This is a genomic window from Paenibacillus montaniterrae (assembly GCF_018403185.1).
Classification (GTDB): domain Bacteria; phylum Bacillota; class Bacilli; order Paenibacillales; family Paenibacillaceae; genus Pristimantibacillus; species Pristimantibacillus montaniterrae.
This window is the reverse complement of record NZ_BOSE01000002.1, coordinates 206,512-220,822: the sequence shown is the minus strand read 5'-3', so window position 1 is coordinate 220,822 and position 14,311 is coordinate 206,512. Positions and strand designations below refer to the sequence as shown.

Genomic DNA, 14,311 nt, shown 5'->3' with positions numbered 1-14,311 from the left:
GATGGATTGTTTCACCGCCTTGGCTAATGCCGAGAGACCAATAGATATAAAGGAGAAAGGTGTTTATGTCAAATGCAGAACAATATGTACAGGACTTGCAGGAAACTGGTCCAACGGGTCCAACGGGTCCAACGGGTCCGACAGGCCCTACAGGACCAAACGGCTTGAATGGACAGAATGGTTATACCGGACCGACCGGCCTAACGGGTCCAACCGGAGTAGGAGCGACGGGTCCAACCGGTCTGACAGGTTCGAGAGGAGATCAAGGTTCACAAGGAGCGACGGGTCCGACCGGTCTGACGGGGCCGATTGGAGAACAAGGTTCACAAGGAGCGACAGGTCCGCGAGGGGAACAGGGTCCGACCGGTCCGCAAGGAGCAACAGGTCCACAAGGGGATGCAGGCTCAGTAAAGCCTGGGATTTACAATTATTCTGATAAAACAGTATCAAACAATAGTTCTGCTACAATATTTGATCAAAGCTTGAGTGGACTCACTGTGGGAGAAAATTACGAATTCAGTATCTATTCTAACGTAGTGTATTCTGACTCATTGGGAAGGCAAGTTCTAACATCTCAGATAACCTGGGGAGCAGGGAGCAATGATACTGCAACTATTAATCAGCCTCTTTCTCTAGATTACTATGGGCCCTGTAATTTACCTTTTACTTTTACGAAAACCTTTCAGGCTTCTTCGAGTAATCCTTCTATAAAATTGATCGCAACTGTTGGTGTAGTTGATGTGACTTTTTCGCAAATTTCATTGCGGATCACGCCATACAACAAGCCTTTATAAGGGTTTGTTAAACTCCGTCTGAACCTGGACGGAGTTTTTTCAATTAAACATGAGTTAATTCTAATAATGCAGACTAACCAACAAGTTAAGCGCTTACATTTCTCGTTTGGTAAATATTATGGAATGCCAACCTATTTATGCTTTGCTAGGATGATTTTAGAGCTAGTCCTGATGTTTGTGATCAGGATGCTTGAACTAACTTTACTGTACAGAAAGTTATCAATCATTTAGCAGGGTTATCCTGATCTTCATGTAACTGAAGTTTGGAGCCTGTAAAAGTTATTAGGAGGTTGGTTGAATTATGCCGAAGCAAACATTCAAAAAAAGCGTAGCAGTCTTTGCAGCAACAGCGGTTATAGCTACATATGGTCTTGTAGCGCCTGCAAATGCTCAATCAAAAGAGGAGGTTAACTTTAGCTTGCCTCAACAATCAATCATTATTCAGAAAATTTCTGAAAAGCTTGGATTGTATGCAAAGGATTCTAATATTAGCGTTCAATTTGGCCCATGGAAAATATATTTTTCACAAGGTCAATTCTCGTTTGAGTTTCCACAAGTAACAGCACAGCCAACGGCGCAACCGACAGCGAAGCCAACGGCGCAACCGACAGCGAAGCCAACGGCGCAACCGACAGCACAGCCGACAGCACAGCCAACGGCGCAACCGACAGCACAGCCAACGGCGCAGCCGACAGCGAAGCCAACAGCACAGCCGACAGCGAAGCCAACGGCTCAACCAACAGCGCAGCCGACAGCACAGCCAACGGCGCAACCGACAGCGAAGCCAACGGCGCAACCGACAGCACAGCCAACGGCGCAACCGACAGCACAACCTACTTCTCAGCCAACTGGCGCAACTGAAGTACAGGAGCAAATCTTGTCGCTTGTTAATCAAGAAAGAGCAGCAGCTGGACTTTCTGCACTAGTGCTTGATACGAAGCTGAATGAGGTTGCAACTGAAAAAGCAAGAGATATGGATGTAAACAATTACTTTAGCCACACATCCCCAACTTATGGCTCGCCATTTGATATGTTGGCAACATACGGAGTTTCTTACCGCACAGCTGGGGAAAACATTGCATCTGGACAACGTACTGCTGAGCAGGTAATGAATGATTGGATGAACAGCTCTGGTCATCGTGCTAACATTCTAAATTCTAGCTACTCCAAGCTCGGTGTAGGCTATGTAAATGGCAAATGGGTTCAATTATTTATCGGATAAGCAATTATTTGAAATTTTATAATGAGTTATAAGTTTGAGGAAACAAGGGCGGATGCGGTGAATTGATCGCTTAGGAACAAAGCATTCCTGTTCATACGGTTTTCGGAATTGCTTTGTTCCTACGCTTGTGTTTTACTTTAATTTAAACACTTGAATCGTGCGCTGTAATTGAGTGGCCATATTGAGCATTTTTTCGGTTTCTTCTACAACAGCTTGTACAGATGGAATTTGCTCATTCATAGAAGCAGAAACCTGCTCGGTTCCAGCTGCAGATTGCTCTGTAATTGCTGAAATATTTTGAATTGCAGAGGATATGTTTTTAGCACTTTCGAGCATATTATCACTTTCCTTGGAAAATTGATAAATTTGCTGACCAATAAATTGAATGCTTTCAACGATTTGGCTAAAAATTTCTTCGGTTTGTCGGATATGCTCAGCCTGCATGCTGACGACTTCCTCATTTATTTTCATGTTTTGCAGCGTGTCCTGTATCCCTTTGTCAATGCTTTTCACAAGATTAAATACCTCTTTGGTGGAGGCTGTTGATTCCTCAGCCAGCTTGCGTACCTCTTGCGCAACTACCGCAAAGCCTCGTCCATGCTCGCCAGCTCGAGCAGCTTCAATCGAAGCATTTAATGAGAGCAGATTCGTTTGCTCGGCGATCTCGGAAATTGCTTTCGTAACAGCGCTAATGCCTTTTGCTTTCTCGGCAAGATCCTTTATCGTAACCGCTACTTGCTCTGTCGCTTCAATATTGCGACTCATGCCAGCACTTTGATTTTCAAGTGCAATTCGTCCCCGATTGACCAGTTCAATCGTTTGCTCAGATCGCACATTCATTTCCTTGGTGGAGTGAGCATAGTTCGCAACCTTTTGCTCGATTTCGTTAATTGCCTCAGTCATGCCCGCTACATCCTCGGATATTTCATTGGCCCCGGTTGCCAGCTCGTTCGCGGAGACAGCCACTTGCTCCATCGTTTGCTGAATACTGTTGTTTTTGTCAAAAATGCTGCGGCTCGTATCGGCAACATGACGAGTAATGTTCATTGTTTCAGATAAAAGATCTCTTAATTTTTGAACCATGCTATTAAATGTATGTCCAAGCTCCCCAGCATTTGTTGCTTCGGTGTCAATCGTTTGTGTAAAATCTCCCTTGGAAATTCGGTTAGCAGCACTTTGAATTTCATCAAATGATGAGGTAATTGCGTTTTCTGTAAAGCTTATGATCGGATAAGCGATACCAAATGCAACTACAGCCAATATAAGGATAACGACCGTGTATTGACCAACAATTAAAGAAAACACTAGCGCCAATATCGTCAGAATGGCCAGGTTCGTGTATGTAACGAACATAAGCTTTTTTCTTACGGATAATGAGTTAAACCATTGCGTTATTTTCTCCATATGAAAGCGCTCCTTTTTCAAATATATCCATATTATAGCACCACTTTATAGTTCGGTCTATGAGAGAAATAGGTAATTTTACATATATATGATTTGTAAAGCTCATATATATTTTGCGGGGAATACTGTTGATTTGCGGAAGAAAACAGCGATATTTGCGGAAAATACCGAGAAAAATGCGGTGAATCAACCGATTTTGCTTGATATACTGACGATAAAGCAATATTTCAATATAGGAAGGAGCTTTTTTATGAAGGATGTACCTTTGGCAAGGCAGATTGATTTTGTGTTTCAGCAGCTTGAGCATGAGCTGATAGGAGCATGTGCTGGGACTGTATTACTACAGGTTCGCAACAACGTCGTTGGGAAATTTGGTGTAAAGCATCACCCCATATACCTAAAGGACAATGAAGTCCATGCAGAACAGTCAGGTCTTACTCGCGACCAGGTGCAAAGCTTTCGAGGACTCGCTATTGAAGCGCTGAAGCTGAAGCGAAATTGGACACATGGCGAAATTCTGTATGATTTTTCGGTAAAGTCGAATCACAAGGGCTGGTCAGCCAGTGTACTGTACGAGTCCAACTACAATATGTCTACATGGAACAACGCAATTCTTCATGAAAGAAGAAGCCTCATGAATTACTCCTCTTGAGCCTCGGTCTGAGTTTTTCCAGCCGAATATTTTCTGCGCACAACAAATCCAAGTCCAACTGTAACGAAAAAAAGCACGCCCCAAATGATTACCCATTTCAAGCTGTGAGCGATCGAGATTGACATTGCGCTCAGAAACAAAATACCGATCGTAGCGAATAATAAGGACAAATATTTAGGCATTAAATTCTCTCCTTAAAAAAATTTCGAATTCGTGTATAGTAATTCTGTTGATGCACATAATATGTTTGCAAGCTTGCAAATGAAATTATGTGAACAGGTCGAAAGGAGACTTACATCATGGCAAACAGAAGCAATCAATTAATCGTTCCACAAGCCACTCAAGCTTTGAACCAACTTAAAATGGAAGCTGCTCAAGAGCTAGGCGTTCAACTTTCTCCAGAGGGTTACAACGGAAACCTTACAACTCGTGAAGCAGGTTCTATCGGTGGATATATTACTAAAAGGCTAGTTCAAATCGCTGAGCAACAACTTTCTGGCGGTCAGCGTTAAGATTTAATTCCACTTACTAATGAGAGAGCTCAAGGACACTCCTTGAGCTCTTTCTATTTTAAATAACTGAGCCTGAGCCTGCTGGGCAATTTAACGAGCAAGCTTGAAGGCCGCTCACAATTCTGAGCGACCTCAATTTAACGTTATTTCATGTCCATTTCAAAATTATAAGTGACGCTGCCTGGCAACGCAACTGATTATTTAAAGCGAGCTTGCGTTGTTACGATGGAGACAGATTAGCCTGTTGATACAAGCGGCGGTAGAGCTTCTGATCGTTCAGCCAGCCAACATATGAAGCAATCGGCTGCTGCTGATGATCATAAAAGACAATAGCGACAAATGGATATTGCTTGCGATAGCGGTAGCGAGCATCAAACCAGCGAATTTCAGTTCCCCAATGATGCTCGGTTACATGTACAATCGTATGTCTTGAAAAATCGAGCAAAGCTGCTACTGACGGATGAGTGCGGGAAGTTTCGATCAATGGATGCTGATCTGAGCGCACAGTTTCATGCCATTGCACTTGACCTTTACTATAGCTGCCAAGCCTGTAGCTGCCATCTTCCTGTCTAATCATGAGGTGCCAATTGCGAAAGCGTACGGTAGGCATCACAATCAGCTTATCATCCTCAGATATGGACAATTGCCGAGAAACCGTATTGTCAATCCAACGATGATAAACGATGCGCACGATATAATAAAGCAGCACAATAGCGTAAAGCACAGGAAAAATAATTTGCGGCTTAATTGGTGTGAACATCCAAAGCAATGCCGCCGCAGCATGAGTTCCGAAAATAAATGGATCGAAGATGTGGATAATGTTCCACGATATCCATTTGTTAGACAATGGCCGCAGCGCTTGCGTGCCATATGTATTGAACAAGTCCATAAACACATGCAAGCTGACTGCCAGTGCAATCCAACCGAGCAGATGCAAATAATGCCGCGGCTCTGGAACGAATAAATATAAAATCGTAGTCAGTAAAACCGTCCAAAGAACAATTGCAGGAAGCGAATGGGATGCGCCTCGGTGCTGTCTAATGTACGTTTCATTATTTTTAAGTCTGGTAATCGTATCGAAGTCTGGCGCCTGCGAGCCTATAATTGCTCCGATGATAACGACTGTTGATAAAGCCGGATTGCTGTTGACAACAGGATCAATATGCGCTAATCCAGCCAAGCCTACTCCGATGACAAAATGTGAAGCTGAATCCATTGTATTACCTCCAGTAGGATCATCATATTATTATCAGTATTGACCAACGGGATGATACTGTAATCATAACATGAAAGCATACTGACACAAAAAAGCTATGATTCCCTGAGTCCAGGAAACCATAGCATCAACCCCAGCTTATATCGGAGACTCGGGAGTTACAATTTGACCGTGGAACGGATATTCATAGCTGATAGGCTCATCAAAGGTTACGTAGTCCAGGTTCAGCATCAGCAGCAAAAAGCGCTGGTTCGTTGCAGGATCGCTAATGACGATATGGTCGCGTCCAGCTGCTTCAATCCGACCTCTAAAAATTTTGGCATTCCATTGAGAGTTGTTCTCATATGTCATGTAAAATGTACCCACTTTGCCGCGATTCAGGCGCAAAATATTTTCAATGTAGGATTCCTCAAACTGCGGCTGAGCCGTCACAACATTGCCGCCAGCAGGTGTCACTACTGCACCGCTTGGGACGAGTGGCGGCATCATCATTTGGCTATCGCGATAGAATGGCTCGTAAGGTTGAGGGTAATAATAAGGCTGATTGGCATAAAAATAACTCATAAATGCAACTTCCTTTCCTAATTGTTAGCGTTAAAACAGGGTTGGACAGTCCTCCCAGCTAGGCTGGAAGAAGCAATGGCTTTTAAAGCGTCCGCTATGTGCCTGATTGTACCAGGTGCTCGGACAATCGCCTCCTGGTCTGAAAAACCAAAGCGCAAATGAAGCGGGATGCTGGCGCTCACCGCGAATTACGCGCTCTGCCAGTCGAATTTCGCTATCGCGCGCCCGTTGATAAAAATATCCTTTCTGCGTCGCTTCAAAGCCGCCGGGGTTCTGAAACACCATATCTGGAATAGAGCGTATATTGCGAAAATCAAGGCAATTGCCACGAATGCGATTGACCCCGACATTGCCTACCATAAGCATGCCGAGATCCCCCTCGCCTTCTGCCTCTGCACGCATGAGACGAGCAAGCATTTTGGTGTGCTCGGAATTTGTTTTTATTACTGCCATAGTTGCCCTCAACTCCTTTCGTGTGAATGGGCATTAAACTATACGTTATAGTATGGAGCTGCCCAATTAAATGTGACAATGTTTTTGTCACATTTGAATGACGAATTGATGAACAAAAAAAGTGAACGTTGTCACAACCTTGATTTTTCGGTATGATTAGTTACGATTCATCAAGATGGATAAACGCAAAAAACCGTTTTGCGTGAAACGGGAGGATCAATAAGTGTTTAAAGATTTATTAAGCTTAACGAAGCCTGGCCTATTACGGCTTAACGTATTTGCAGCATTTGCAGGCTATTGGATTGCTTCTAAATGGTCATTTGATTTTATTACACTGCTCTGGATGCTTATTGGTTGTACATTTACGATGGCCTCAGCGACAGTGATTAACAATTATTATGATCGTGAGCTTGACATGAAGATGGAGCGCACACGCAATCGAACGCTGCCTTCTGGCCGCATGAAGCCCCAGCATGTACTGCTATACGGCATTATACTTGGTTTAATTGGTTTGTCTGTGTTGTTCGCGCTTGTAAATGTGTTATGCGGTATACTCGGTTTGATTGGCTGGTTTGCGTATATTGTCATTTATACGATGTGGTTAAAGCGTAGTTCAACTTGGAGCACCTCGGTTGGTGGAATCTCTGGAGCAATGCCGCCGGTAATTGGCTATTGTGCAGTGACTGCCGAATTCGATATGGGTGCATTTTTATTGTTTGCATTTTTGTTTTTATGGCAGCCGGCTCATTTTTGGTCGTTGGCGATTCGCAGGGTGGAGGAGTATCGCACAGCAGGCTTTCCGCTGCTTCCAGTCGTTAAAGGCGTAAAGCGTACAAAAATTCAAATGATACCGTATCTCGTACTTTTGCTTGCTACAGTTATTTTAATGTACACCTACCAATTGTCCGGCATTTGGTATCTCATTGTTGCAGGAGTGTTGACCGTAATTTGGATTATTCATACTGTGTCAGGCCTCTTTACCAGCAATGACGAGAAATGGGCGAAAACAAACTTTCTTATTTCGGTGAATTATTTAATGATTGTTTTCATTATGATGATTGTAAATACTCCAAAGCTATAACTCTGAAAAGGGGAAAAGAGAAATGGCATTTCTAAAAAAGTACGCATTTCAAATTGCATTGGTATGTTTAATTCTTCTTATGGGCGGCTATTTGCTCTATACATATGTATTGAAGCCAGAAGCTCCGCTCACAATCAAGCAGGAGGCGCCTAGCTTTGAATTGACGGATGTAGATGGCAACCCTGTTAGCCTGGAGTCAACCAATGGCAAGGCAAGAATTGTTTATTTTTATTTTGCCAGCTGTCCGGATGTGTGTCCGCCAACGACTTATTTACTGGGAGAGGTGCAGGACATTTTGCGTGAAAAGGGAGAGCTTGGCGACAAGGTGGAGCTGATCTCTATCACCTTTGACCCGGAGACAGATACACCGGAGGTTATTAAGGACTTCGCGGAGCGCAGCGGCGCTGAAATGGAGTCATGGCGATTTTTACGCGGTGAGAACAAAGAGGATATGATCGCACTGGCGCGTGAATTTGGCGTGGCTGTTATATATGATGAAGAGAAGAAAACGTTCTATCATACCAATGTGATCACACTAGTCGATCAGGACGGCAACATCCGCGAATGGATCAACGGCTCGCCTAACCTCGAAGCAGGCGATCCTGACATTTTGCCAGAAGACATTTACAAGCAAGTGAAAAAGCTATATTAAGGTTTAAACTTCACTTCAATAGAGGTTTAAAAAGCAGGGCTTTCAGGACCAAGAAGATGGCACGATACTAGAAGGCGAGGAGCGCAGCGTAGGCAAAAGCTACGAGAGCACCGCAGCCTTCGGTAGCGTGCCATATTCGCCGTCGACTACGCTACAACGCAACCGCATCGTCATCAAAGTCCTGCTTTTTAAACTACATCTCAGGGGAGTATATGATAAACTCTTCTAGCCCCGCCTTCTCCAACTGCAGCGCTAAATAATCAAGCGGCGTGCCCTCCACGCCATTGTAGCCTCGTTTTGTATAAATATGGACAGCATCCGGAAATAAATCGCCAAGCAAAGCGCGAATTTTTTTCCCGGAGGCATCATTATCTGTAAAAATAAAAACCTCGTCATCGCGCAGCTCTGTGAACAGCGCCTGAAGCTGCCTTGTTCCAGGCGTGCCAAATGTGCATACGATATGCACATCGTCGCTTATTACATGCTTGAGCCTACTGCGGTCATGCTTTCCTTCTACGATGATCGACACTCGCATTTTATACCTCCGCCAGCCTGTTGTGTTCAAGCAATAGTGTACCACGCTTTGCGCACAATATGAAACAAGGCTTACGATTTCAAAAACGACATTCCATGCGAATGAGGGGCCATTATATATTAGAAGCCCCAATAGATGGGGCTAGACTGTTAACTCTCATGCCAGGAAAGCTGCTGCTTGCGCTTTCTGCACAGCGTCAAGCCTGGGTCTACTGGGATAGTCATCATTTCGAAGGCATCCGTCTCTCGAGCTAATTCCTCAATAGCCTGATATGCTGTACCACAAAGCCGCGGATCCATTCTCCCTGTAGAGCCGGGATGGGTATCATGCAATAAAATTAACCCATGCGGAACGACATAAGGGAAAAAGCTGCGAAAATCCTCCAGCACAGCTTCTTTGGAATGATCGGCATCGATAAACAGCAAGTCGATCGCAAGCGGCTGCTTTTGCAATTCTTCTGCAAATTGCTGCGTCGTTCCATGGAAAAATCGCGTTTTTGGTAAATCCTGCATGTGGCTGCCTGCACCGCTATCAATATCTACACCAACTAGCTGCTCTGCATATGGGATCATCGAGTTAAAAAGCTGACAGGTATAAATTCCTAACTCCACATATACTTTGGGCTGTACTATACGCGCTAATTCTAAAATAAATCCGTGATGCCAATTAAAAAGTAAACTCATTTTGATGTACTGCCTCCTTGAAATGTTATTGAATACTTATACTCTTTGCCTATCATATGTCGCATCATTTCATTAGGATATAGATAGTAGCACAGTCAGGCTGAATTAACGCAGCTAGCGTTTGGACTTGACTACGAGAGCGCTGAATCTTTCGATACCGTTTCAATAGAGACTTAAGCGGCAGGGCTTTCTGGACCAATAATCTTTGGTGACTTTCTTGCTGGCAAAGCATTAAAGGCAAGTGCCAAGGAAAGCACGATAAAGGATATAAAATATGGCGAAATGAAGTCACGAAGATGACCAGCGAGAAACGGTCCTAAAAATGCACCGATAGACGAGGCTATAGCCAAAATCGAAAAGGTGCGGCCGTAGCGCTCGCCGTTGCTTAACTGAATAAGCCAGTGTGAAAGCGCAGGAAAGACTAACCCTTTGCACATTCCAATGAACAGTAAAATCGCCATGAACGGAATAGGCGCATCTGCGGCCAGCATAAAATAGAGCAGAGCTAACGCGATCGTACCTAATACAGTTCGATAGGCCGGGTTGAATCGATTTATAAACAGCATGCACAACGTGATGAGCGAGCCAATGCTTATAACAGTGAACAGCAGCCCAGTTGTCATAATCGAGCCATTATTTTGCACCATAAGCGGCAGTTCAAACGTAATAATACCTTGAGCACAGCTTAAGCCAACTGGAATCAAAAAAATATTCCACGAAATGTGACTGCTTTTTAAGGTATTGTCAACCAGTTCTGTGCTATGATGATAGGGTGCCTTAACAGTAGGCGCAGCTTTATTTTCTGCTGGCTGATCACTCGCCACTTTCGCTTCTTTAAGAAAAAATAAAGCAAATAATGCTGTGACGATTAATATGACGCCTAGAATGAAAAATGCAGAAGTAAACCCCAGCTTAGCTACAAGTATCGCGCCTGCGGCAGGAGATAAAACGGATGCCAAAGTGTGCACTAAGCCGTTTCCTGCCATTAATTTGCCCTGCTGACTTATATCATTGCTTAATCTCGCTAATAATGATAGACATGCTGGTGATAGAAACGCCAGTACAAAGCCTGCGATCGAGCGCAGCAAAAGCAGCTGCCATGGGCTGGTAACCATAGCTTGAATCAATAGAATCGAGCCTGCCAGCAATAGACTTCCTATAATAAAAGGACGACTGCCAAAGCGATCCACATATACGCTCGCCATCAGGTTGCCAGGCAGATGTGTAACAGAATATAGGCCCATCATTAAGCCAATGAATGATGGCGCAGCACCTAATGAGATAGCAAATGGAGTCAGAATCGGATACTGGGCATGCAAATCAAAAAAAGCGATGAATAGAAATAAATAAAGCCATAATGCTGTTTTCACAGACACAATCCTCCTAACACTTTTCGTAATAACTGGGCTATGCCGGCCTACGTGCAACGAAAAGCTATAATGGAAAGCATAGGCTTGTCGCATAGTACTACTACTTGTACGCGCGAAAGGGACAACTTATGTCTATAATCGCAATTTGCATTTGTACCTCATATCCGAGGTAGGCTATAATAATAATTCAAGTGTTGAAACTGGTAATATTGTTTGGGGGGATAAACATGAGTTTTTTAGATTTTTCAGACTATGATTGGGATACCTGGTCCACGTTTATTATGGAAAAGTGGTATGTAATTGTCATTGCATTGGTTATTGTGCTGATTGTAGTGAATTTGGTGAAGACTGTTGCCAAGTGGGGCATTATTCTGCTCGTTGTGCTGGCGCTAATTGCGTACAGCGGCTACAGTCTGGAGGATGTGAAAAATATTAGCGCAGGCCTAGTCAGCTCCGGTATAGAAGAATTGAAGGAGATTGGCAGCAAAGTAGCTGATAATGTCAAGCAGGATGCAATGGATGCGATGGTGCAAGGCGCAAAAAACGCGACCTATAAAGTAGAAGCTGATGGAAGCTTTACAGTGACGTCTGATGCCATAGTCGTCACAGGAAAGGCTGGGAGCGATGAAGTTTCGATTTCGTTAAAAGGCGCACCGGCATTTAAAGTAAAAACAAATGATGTTGTTGCCGAGTTTATTGAGCAGGCAAAAAGCAACAGCGGGAAATAGCAGGAGCTAATGTATTTTTTAGCAATGAGGTGAACTAGCGTGCAGGATGATCCAAAGCAAAGGGAAATTGACCGTAGAAAACAATTTTCGTTTCGCTTAAACATTTTCTTTTTTATTTTATTTGTCGTTTTTAGCGTGCTCATTGTCCGTTTGGCCGTTCTGCAATTTGTAGAGGGTCCGCAGCTTAGTGCATCTGGCACTAAAAAATCCGAGCGTGAAGATCCGATTGCACCAATTCGTGGCAATATTTATGATGCGAATGGGTTTCCAATCGCTTATTCTACATCGAGTCAATCCTTATACTACAACATTCAGCCAACAGTAAAAGGAGGAAAAAACTCTACGGAGCAAGCCGAGGAAATGGCGGAAAAGCTGGCTCAAGTATTTGCCCAGTATGGCAATCCCGACAAGATAATGACGAAGGAAGAAATTATTGATCAGATGGATTTGACCTTCAGACGGAATTATATTTCAACGCCTCGCAGAATTAAAACGGAGCTAACAAACGAAGAGCTTGCTTACATTATGGAAAACCAATCGGAGTTTGTAGGAGTCAACATTCTTGAGGAAAGTGTCCGTCATTATTCTGAGGAAACGATTGCGGTACAGCTGGTCGGTTATTTGAAAAAATTCCGCGGTGCCCGTGATTCCTATGATTTTTATGCGCAAAAGGCGCAGGAAACCAACTCGCTTTATAAGTATTTGCCGGAGGAAGAGGTTGGCTTTGACGGAATTGAATATATGTACCAGGATATGCTGCGCGGCACGAACGGTTTAAAATCATATCCGGTTAATAATCAAGGAGCCATTACTGGCGATATTACGATTACAAATCCTGAAAAAGGAGCCGATCTGTATTTGACCATTGATAAGGATGTGCAGCTCCATACTGAGAAATCAATTATGGAGCACATTGAAAAAATTCGCACATCAAGCAATCGCAGCGAGCGTGCCCAGTATGCTACTACTGGCTATGCAGTAGCGATGGAGGTTGAAACAGGCAAAGTAATTGCAATGGCCAGTATGCCGGATTATGATCCTAATGTATGGGCAGGCGGCAGTATTAGTCCAGAGAATTATGAAAAGTATCAAAATAATTTGAGCAACGGAACAATTCGTCCTGTCTATGGTCCATACAAAACACAAGAGGAGCGCAATCAGCATCCATCATCAATTGTAATGCTAGGCTCGACAATTAAGCCTTTGACTGTTTTAATCGGATTGAATGAAGGCTTATTTACGACAGGCACCCATTATAATGACACAGGCCGCTTTGGTTTTGGTAAAGCAGGGCATGAAACGTATGTACGCAACTCAGGTGGCGGAAAAGCTAATGGCTCGATTGATGCTTCCATGGCGATTGCCAAGTCATCAAACACGTTTATGTCAGCAATGATCGGCAATCGACTTTATATGAGAGGCGAGGTTAATGGCAAATCAGGCCTGGAAATTTGGGATGATTATATGAAGCAGTTCGGGTTAGGAGTCTCGACAGGCAGTGGACTTGTTGGCGAAAGCTCAGGCGTTATTAATTATTTTAGTGAAGCTGAGCGTGGAAGCTCACAATCAGCATTAGTATATGCTTCTTTTGGTCAACAGGGCTACTATACAACACTGCAATTGGCGCAATATACGGTTATGCTGGCAAACCGTGGCAAACGGATACAGCCGCAATTTGTTAATGAGGTTCGTTCTTCTACAGGCGAGTTGCTGCAATCGTATGAGCCGGTTGTGCTAAATGAGGTTGATATCCCCGATGAATATTGGAAGGAAATCGAGACCGGCATGGCACAAGTTAAAGTGCAGGGCTTTGATGGCTTCCAGCACAGCTTTAACCGTAAGACGGGTACATCAGAGCAGGATGTAGCGACCCGTCGTGCAGAAAATGCGGTGTTTATCGCTTATGCACCAGCTAAAAATCCTAAGCTGGCTGTAGCAGTTGTTGTACCGGATGGCGGCTTCGGCGGCTTTGGTGCTGCACCGATTGCACGTCAAATCTTTGATGCATATGATGCCGTATATGGTTTGGGCGACAAGCCGAATGATACACTTTATAAAGAGCTGTTTGGCAAGGACAGAACTGCTGATACTAATAAGACAGACGCAGAAGATGCTGCAGACGATGGTGAGTCTGACTCATCGGATCAAGAGCAGCAATAATGCAATTATCGTTTTTCTATAGCAACAAGTAAAAGGCTGATCGGCAGCAGCTCGCTGCGAGATCAGCCTTTCTTTTTGCCGGCCTAAACGAGCAACGATGCAACAAAGTTGTAGTAACGCAACATAAAAACATGCATATGCTATAGCAAATCCATAAAGGAGGTGCATGTTATGAAATTAAGCGAGACAGACGCATACCGATATAACGGTGCGGTGCGCAGATTTTTTCTCGTCATTAAGCTGCTCGCTATTTTGTCCGCAATTGCTGCAGGAGGAAGTATAAAA

General features: G+C 43.9%; 16 protein-coding genes. 8 read left to right on the top strand and 8 right to left on the bottom strand.

Going from position 1 to position 14,311, the window contains the following annotated elements; translation table 11 throughout:
* Positions 1 to 65: 65 nt before the first annotated feature.
* Both KJS52_RS06840 and KJS52_RS06835 read left to right on the top strand, forming a co-directional pair.
* A complete protein-coding gene (locus KJS52_RS06840) occupies positions 66 to 794 on the top strand; it encodes a hypothetical protein (protein WP_213514010.1) in 729 nt (242 codons plus the stop codon).
* 301 nt (positions 795 to 1,095) lie between these two features.
* A complete protein-coding gene (locus KJS52_RS06835) occupies positions 1,096 to 2,016 on the top strand; it encodes a CAP domain-containing protein (RefSeq protein WP_213514009.1) in 921 nt (306 codons plus the stop codon).
* Between the two features lie 132 nt (positions 2,017 to 2,148).
* On the opposite strand, the gene KJS52_RS06830 is transcribed toward KJS52_RS06835, so the two are convergent.
* Positions 2,149 to 3,420, bottom strand: coding sequence for a methyl-accepting chemotaxis protein (locus KJS52_RS06830; RefSeq protein ID WP_213514008.1), 1,272 nt, complete (start codon positions 3,418 to 3,420; stop codon positions 2,149 to 2,151).
* A 250-nt stretch (positions 3,421 to 3,670) separates the two neighbouring features.
* Between KJS52_RS06830 and KJS52_RS06825 the strand changes: the two genes are divergently transcribed.
* The gene (locus KJS52_RS06825; RefSeq protein WP_213514007.1) at positions 3,671 to 4,072 is read left to right on the top strand and encodes an O-methyltransferase; all 402 of its coding nucleotides are present in this window, start codon (positions 3,671 to 3,673) and stop codon (positions 4,070 to 4,072) included.
* On the opposite strand, the gene KJS52_RS06820 is transcribed toward KJS52_RS06825, so the two are convergent.
* Positions 4,060 to 4,254 carry a DUF5325 family protein gene (locus KJS52_RS06820; RefSeq protein ID WP_213514006.1) on the bottom strand — a complete coding sequence of 65 codons (195 nt, stop codon included), beginning with the start codon at positions 4,252 to 4,254 and terminating at the stop codon, positions 4,060 to 4,062. The genes KJS52_RS06825 and KJS52_RS06820 overlap by 13 nt on opposite strands.
* 117 nt (positions 4,255 to 4,371) lie before the next feature.
* Between KJS52_RS06820 and KJS52_RS06815 the strand changes: the two genes are divergently transcribed.
* Positions 4,372 to 4,584, top strand: a complete 213-nt coding sequence (locus tag KJS52_RS06815; RefSeq protein WP_213514005.1) for an alpha/beta-type small acid-soluble spore protein — start codon at positions 4,372 to 4,374, stop codon at positions 4,582 to 4,584.
* Positions 4,585 to 4,804: 220 nt separating this feature from the next.
* Here KJS52_RS06815 and KJS52_RS06810 read toward each other — a convergent pair whose 3' ends face one another.
* The 3 genes from KJS52_RS06810 to KJS52_RS06800 form a co-directional block, all read right to left on the bottom strand.
* A complete protein-coding gene (locus KJS52_RS06810; RefSeq protein WP_213514004.1) occupies positions 4,805 to 5,800 on the bottom strand; it encodes a metal-dependent hydrolase in 996 nt (331 codons plus the stop codon).
* Between the two features lie 138 nt (positions 5,801 to 5,938).
* The gene (gene gerQ / locus KJS52_RS06805) at positions 5,939 to 6,364 is read right to left on the bottom strand and encodes a spore coat protein GerQ (protein WP_213514003.1); all 426 of its coding nucleotides are present in this window, start codon (positions 6,362 to 6,364) and stop codon (positions 5,939 to 5,941) included.
* A 30-nt stretch (positions 6,365 to 6,394) separates the two neighbouring features.
* Positions 6,395 to 6,817 carry a cell wall hydrolase gene (locus tag KJS52_RS06800; protein WP_213514002.1) on the bottom strand — a complete coding sequence of 141 codons (423 nt, stop codon included), beginning with the start codon at positions 6,815 to 6,817 and terminating at the stop codon, positions 6,395 to 6,397.
* A gap of 223 nt (positions 6,818 to 7,040) precedes the next feature.
* Between KJS52_RS06800 and cyoE the strand changes: the two genes are divergently transcribed.
* Positions 7,041 to 7,898, top strand: a complete 858-nt coding sequence (cyoE, locus tag KJS52_RS06795) for a heme o synthase (RefSeq protein WP_213514001.1) — start codon at positions 7,041 to 7,043, stop codon at positions 7,896 to 7,898.
* Between the two features lie 22 nt (positions 7,899 to 7,920).
* Positions 7,921 to 8,550: an SCO family protein gene (locus tag KJS52_RS06790; RefSeq protein WP_213514000.1), complete on the top strand. Its 630-nt coding sequence runs from the start codon at positions 7,921 to 7,923 to the stop codon at positions 8,548 to 8,550.
* A 193-nt stretch (positions 8,551 to 8,743) separates the two neighbouring features.
* Here KJS52_RS06790 and KJS52_RS06785 read toward each other — a convergent pair whose 3' ends face one another.
* The 3 genes from KJS52_RS06785 to KJS52_RS06775 all read right to left on the bottom strand — a co-directional run bounded on the left by KJS52_RS06785 (position 8,744) and on the right by KJS52_RS06775 (position 11,138).
* Positions 8,744 to 9,085 (bottom strand): toprim domain-containing protein, encoded by a 342-nt coding sequence (locus KJS52_RS06785; protein ID WP_213513999.1) that lies wholly within the window; start codon positions 9,083 to 9,085, stop codon positions 8,744 to 8,746.
* A 149-nt stretch (positions 9,086 to 9,234) separates the two neighbouring features.
* Positions 9,235 to 9,768 (bottom strand): class I SAM-dependent methyltransferase, encoded by a 534-nt coding sequence (locus KJS52_RS06780; RefSeq protein WP_213513998.1) that lies wholly within the window; start codon positions 9,766 to 9,768, stop codon positions 9,235 to 9,237.
* Positions 9,769 to 9,941: 173 nt separating this feature from the next.
* On the bottom strand, positions 9,942 to 11,138 hold the full coding sequence (locus KJS52_RS06775) for an MFS transporter (protein ID WP_213513997.1): 1,197 nt from the start codon (positions 11,136 to 11,138) through the stop codon (positions 9,942 to 9,944).
* A 227-nt stretch (positions 11,139 to 11,365) separates the two neighbouring features.
* Here KJS52_RS06775 and KJS52_RS06770 point away from each other — a divergent pair, with 227 nt between their 5' ends.
* On the top strand, positions 11,366 to 11,866 hold the full coding sequence (locus KJS52_RS06770) for a hypothetical protein (RefSeq protein ID WP_213513996.1): 501 nt from the start codon (positions 11,366 to 11,368) through the stop codon (positions 11,864 to 11,866).
* Between the two features lie 39 nt (positions 11,867 to 11,905).
* Positions 11,906 to 14,026, top strand: a complete 2,121-nt coding sequence (locus KJS52_RS06765) for a peptidoglycan D,D-transpeptidase FtsI family protein (protein ID WP_213513995.1) — start codon at positions 11,906 to 11,908, stop codon at positions 14,024 to 14,026.
* The last annotated feature ends 285 nt before the right edge of the window (positions 14,027 to 14,311 follow it).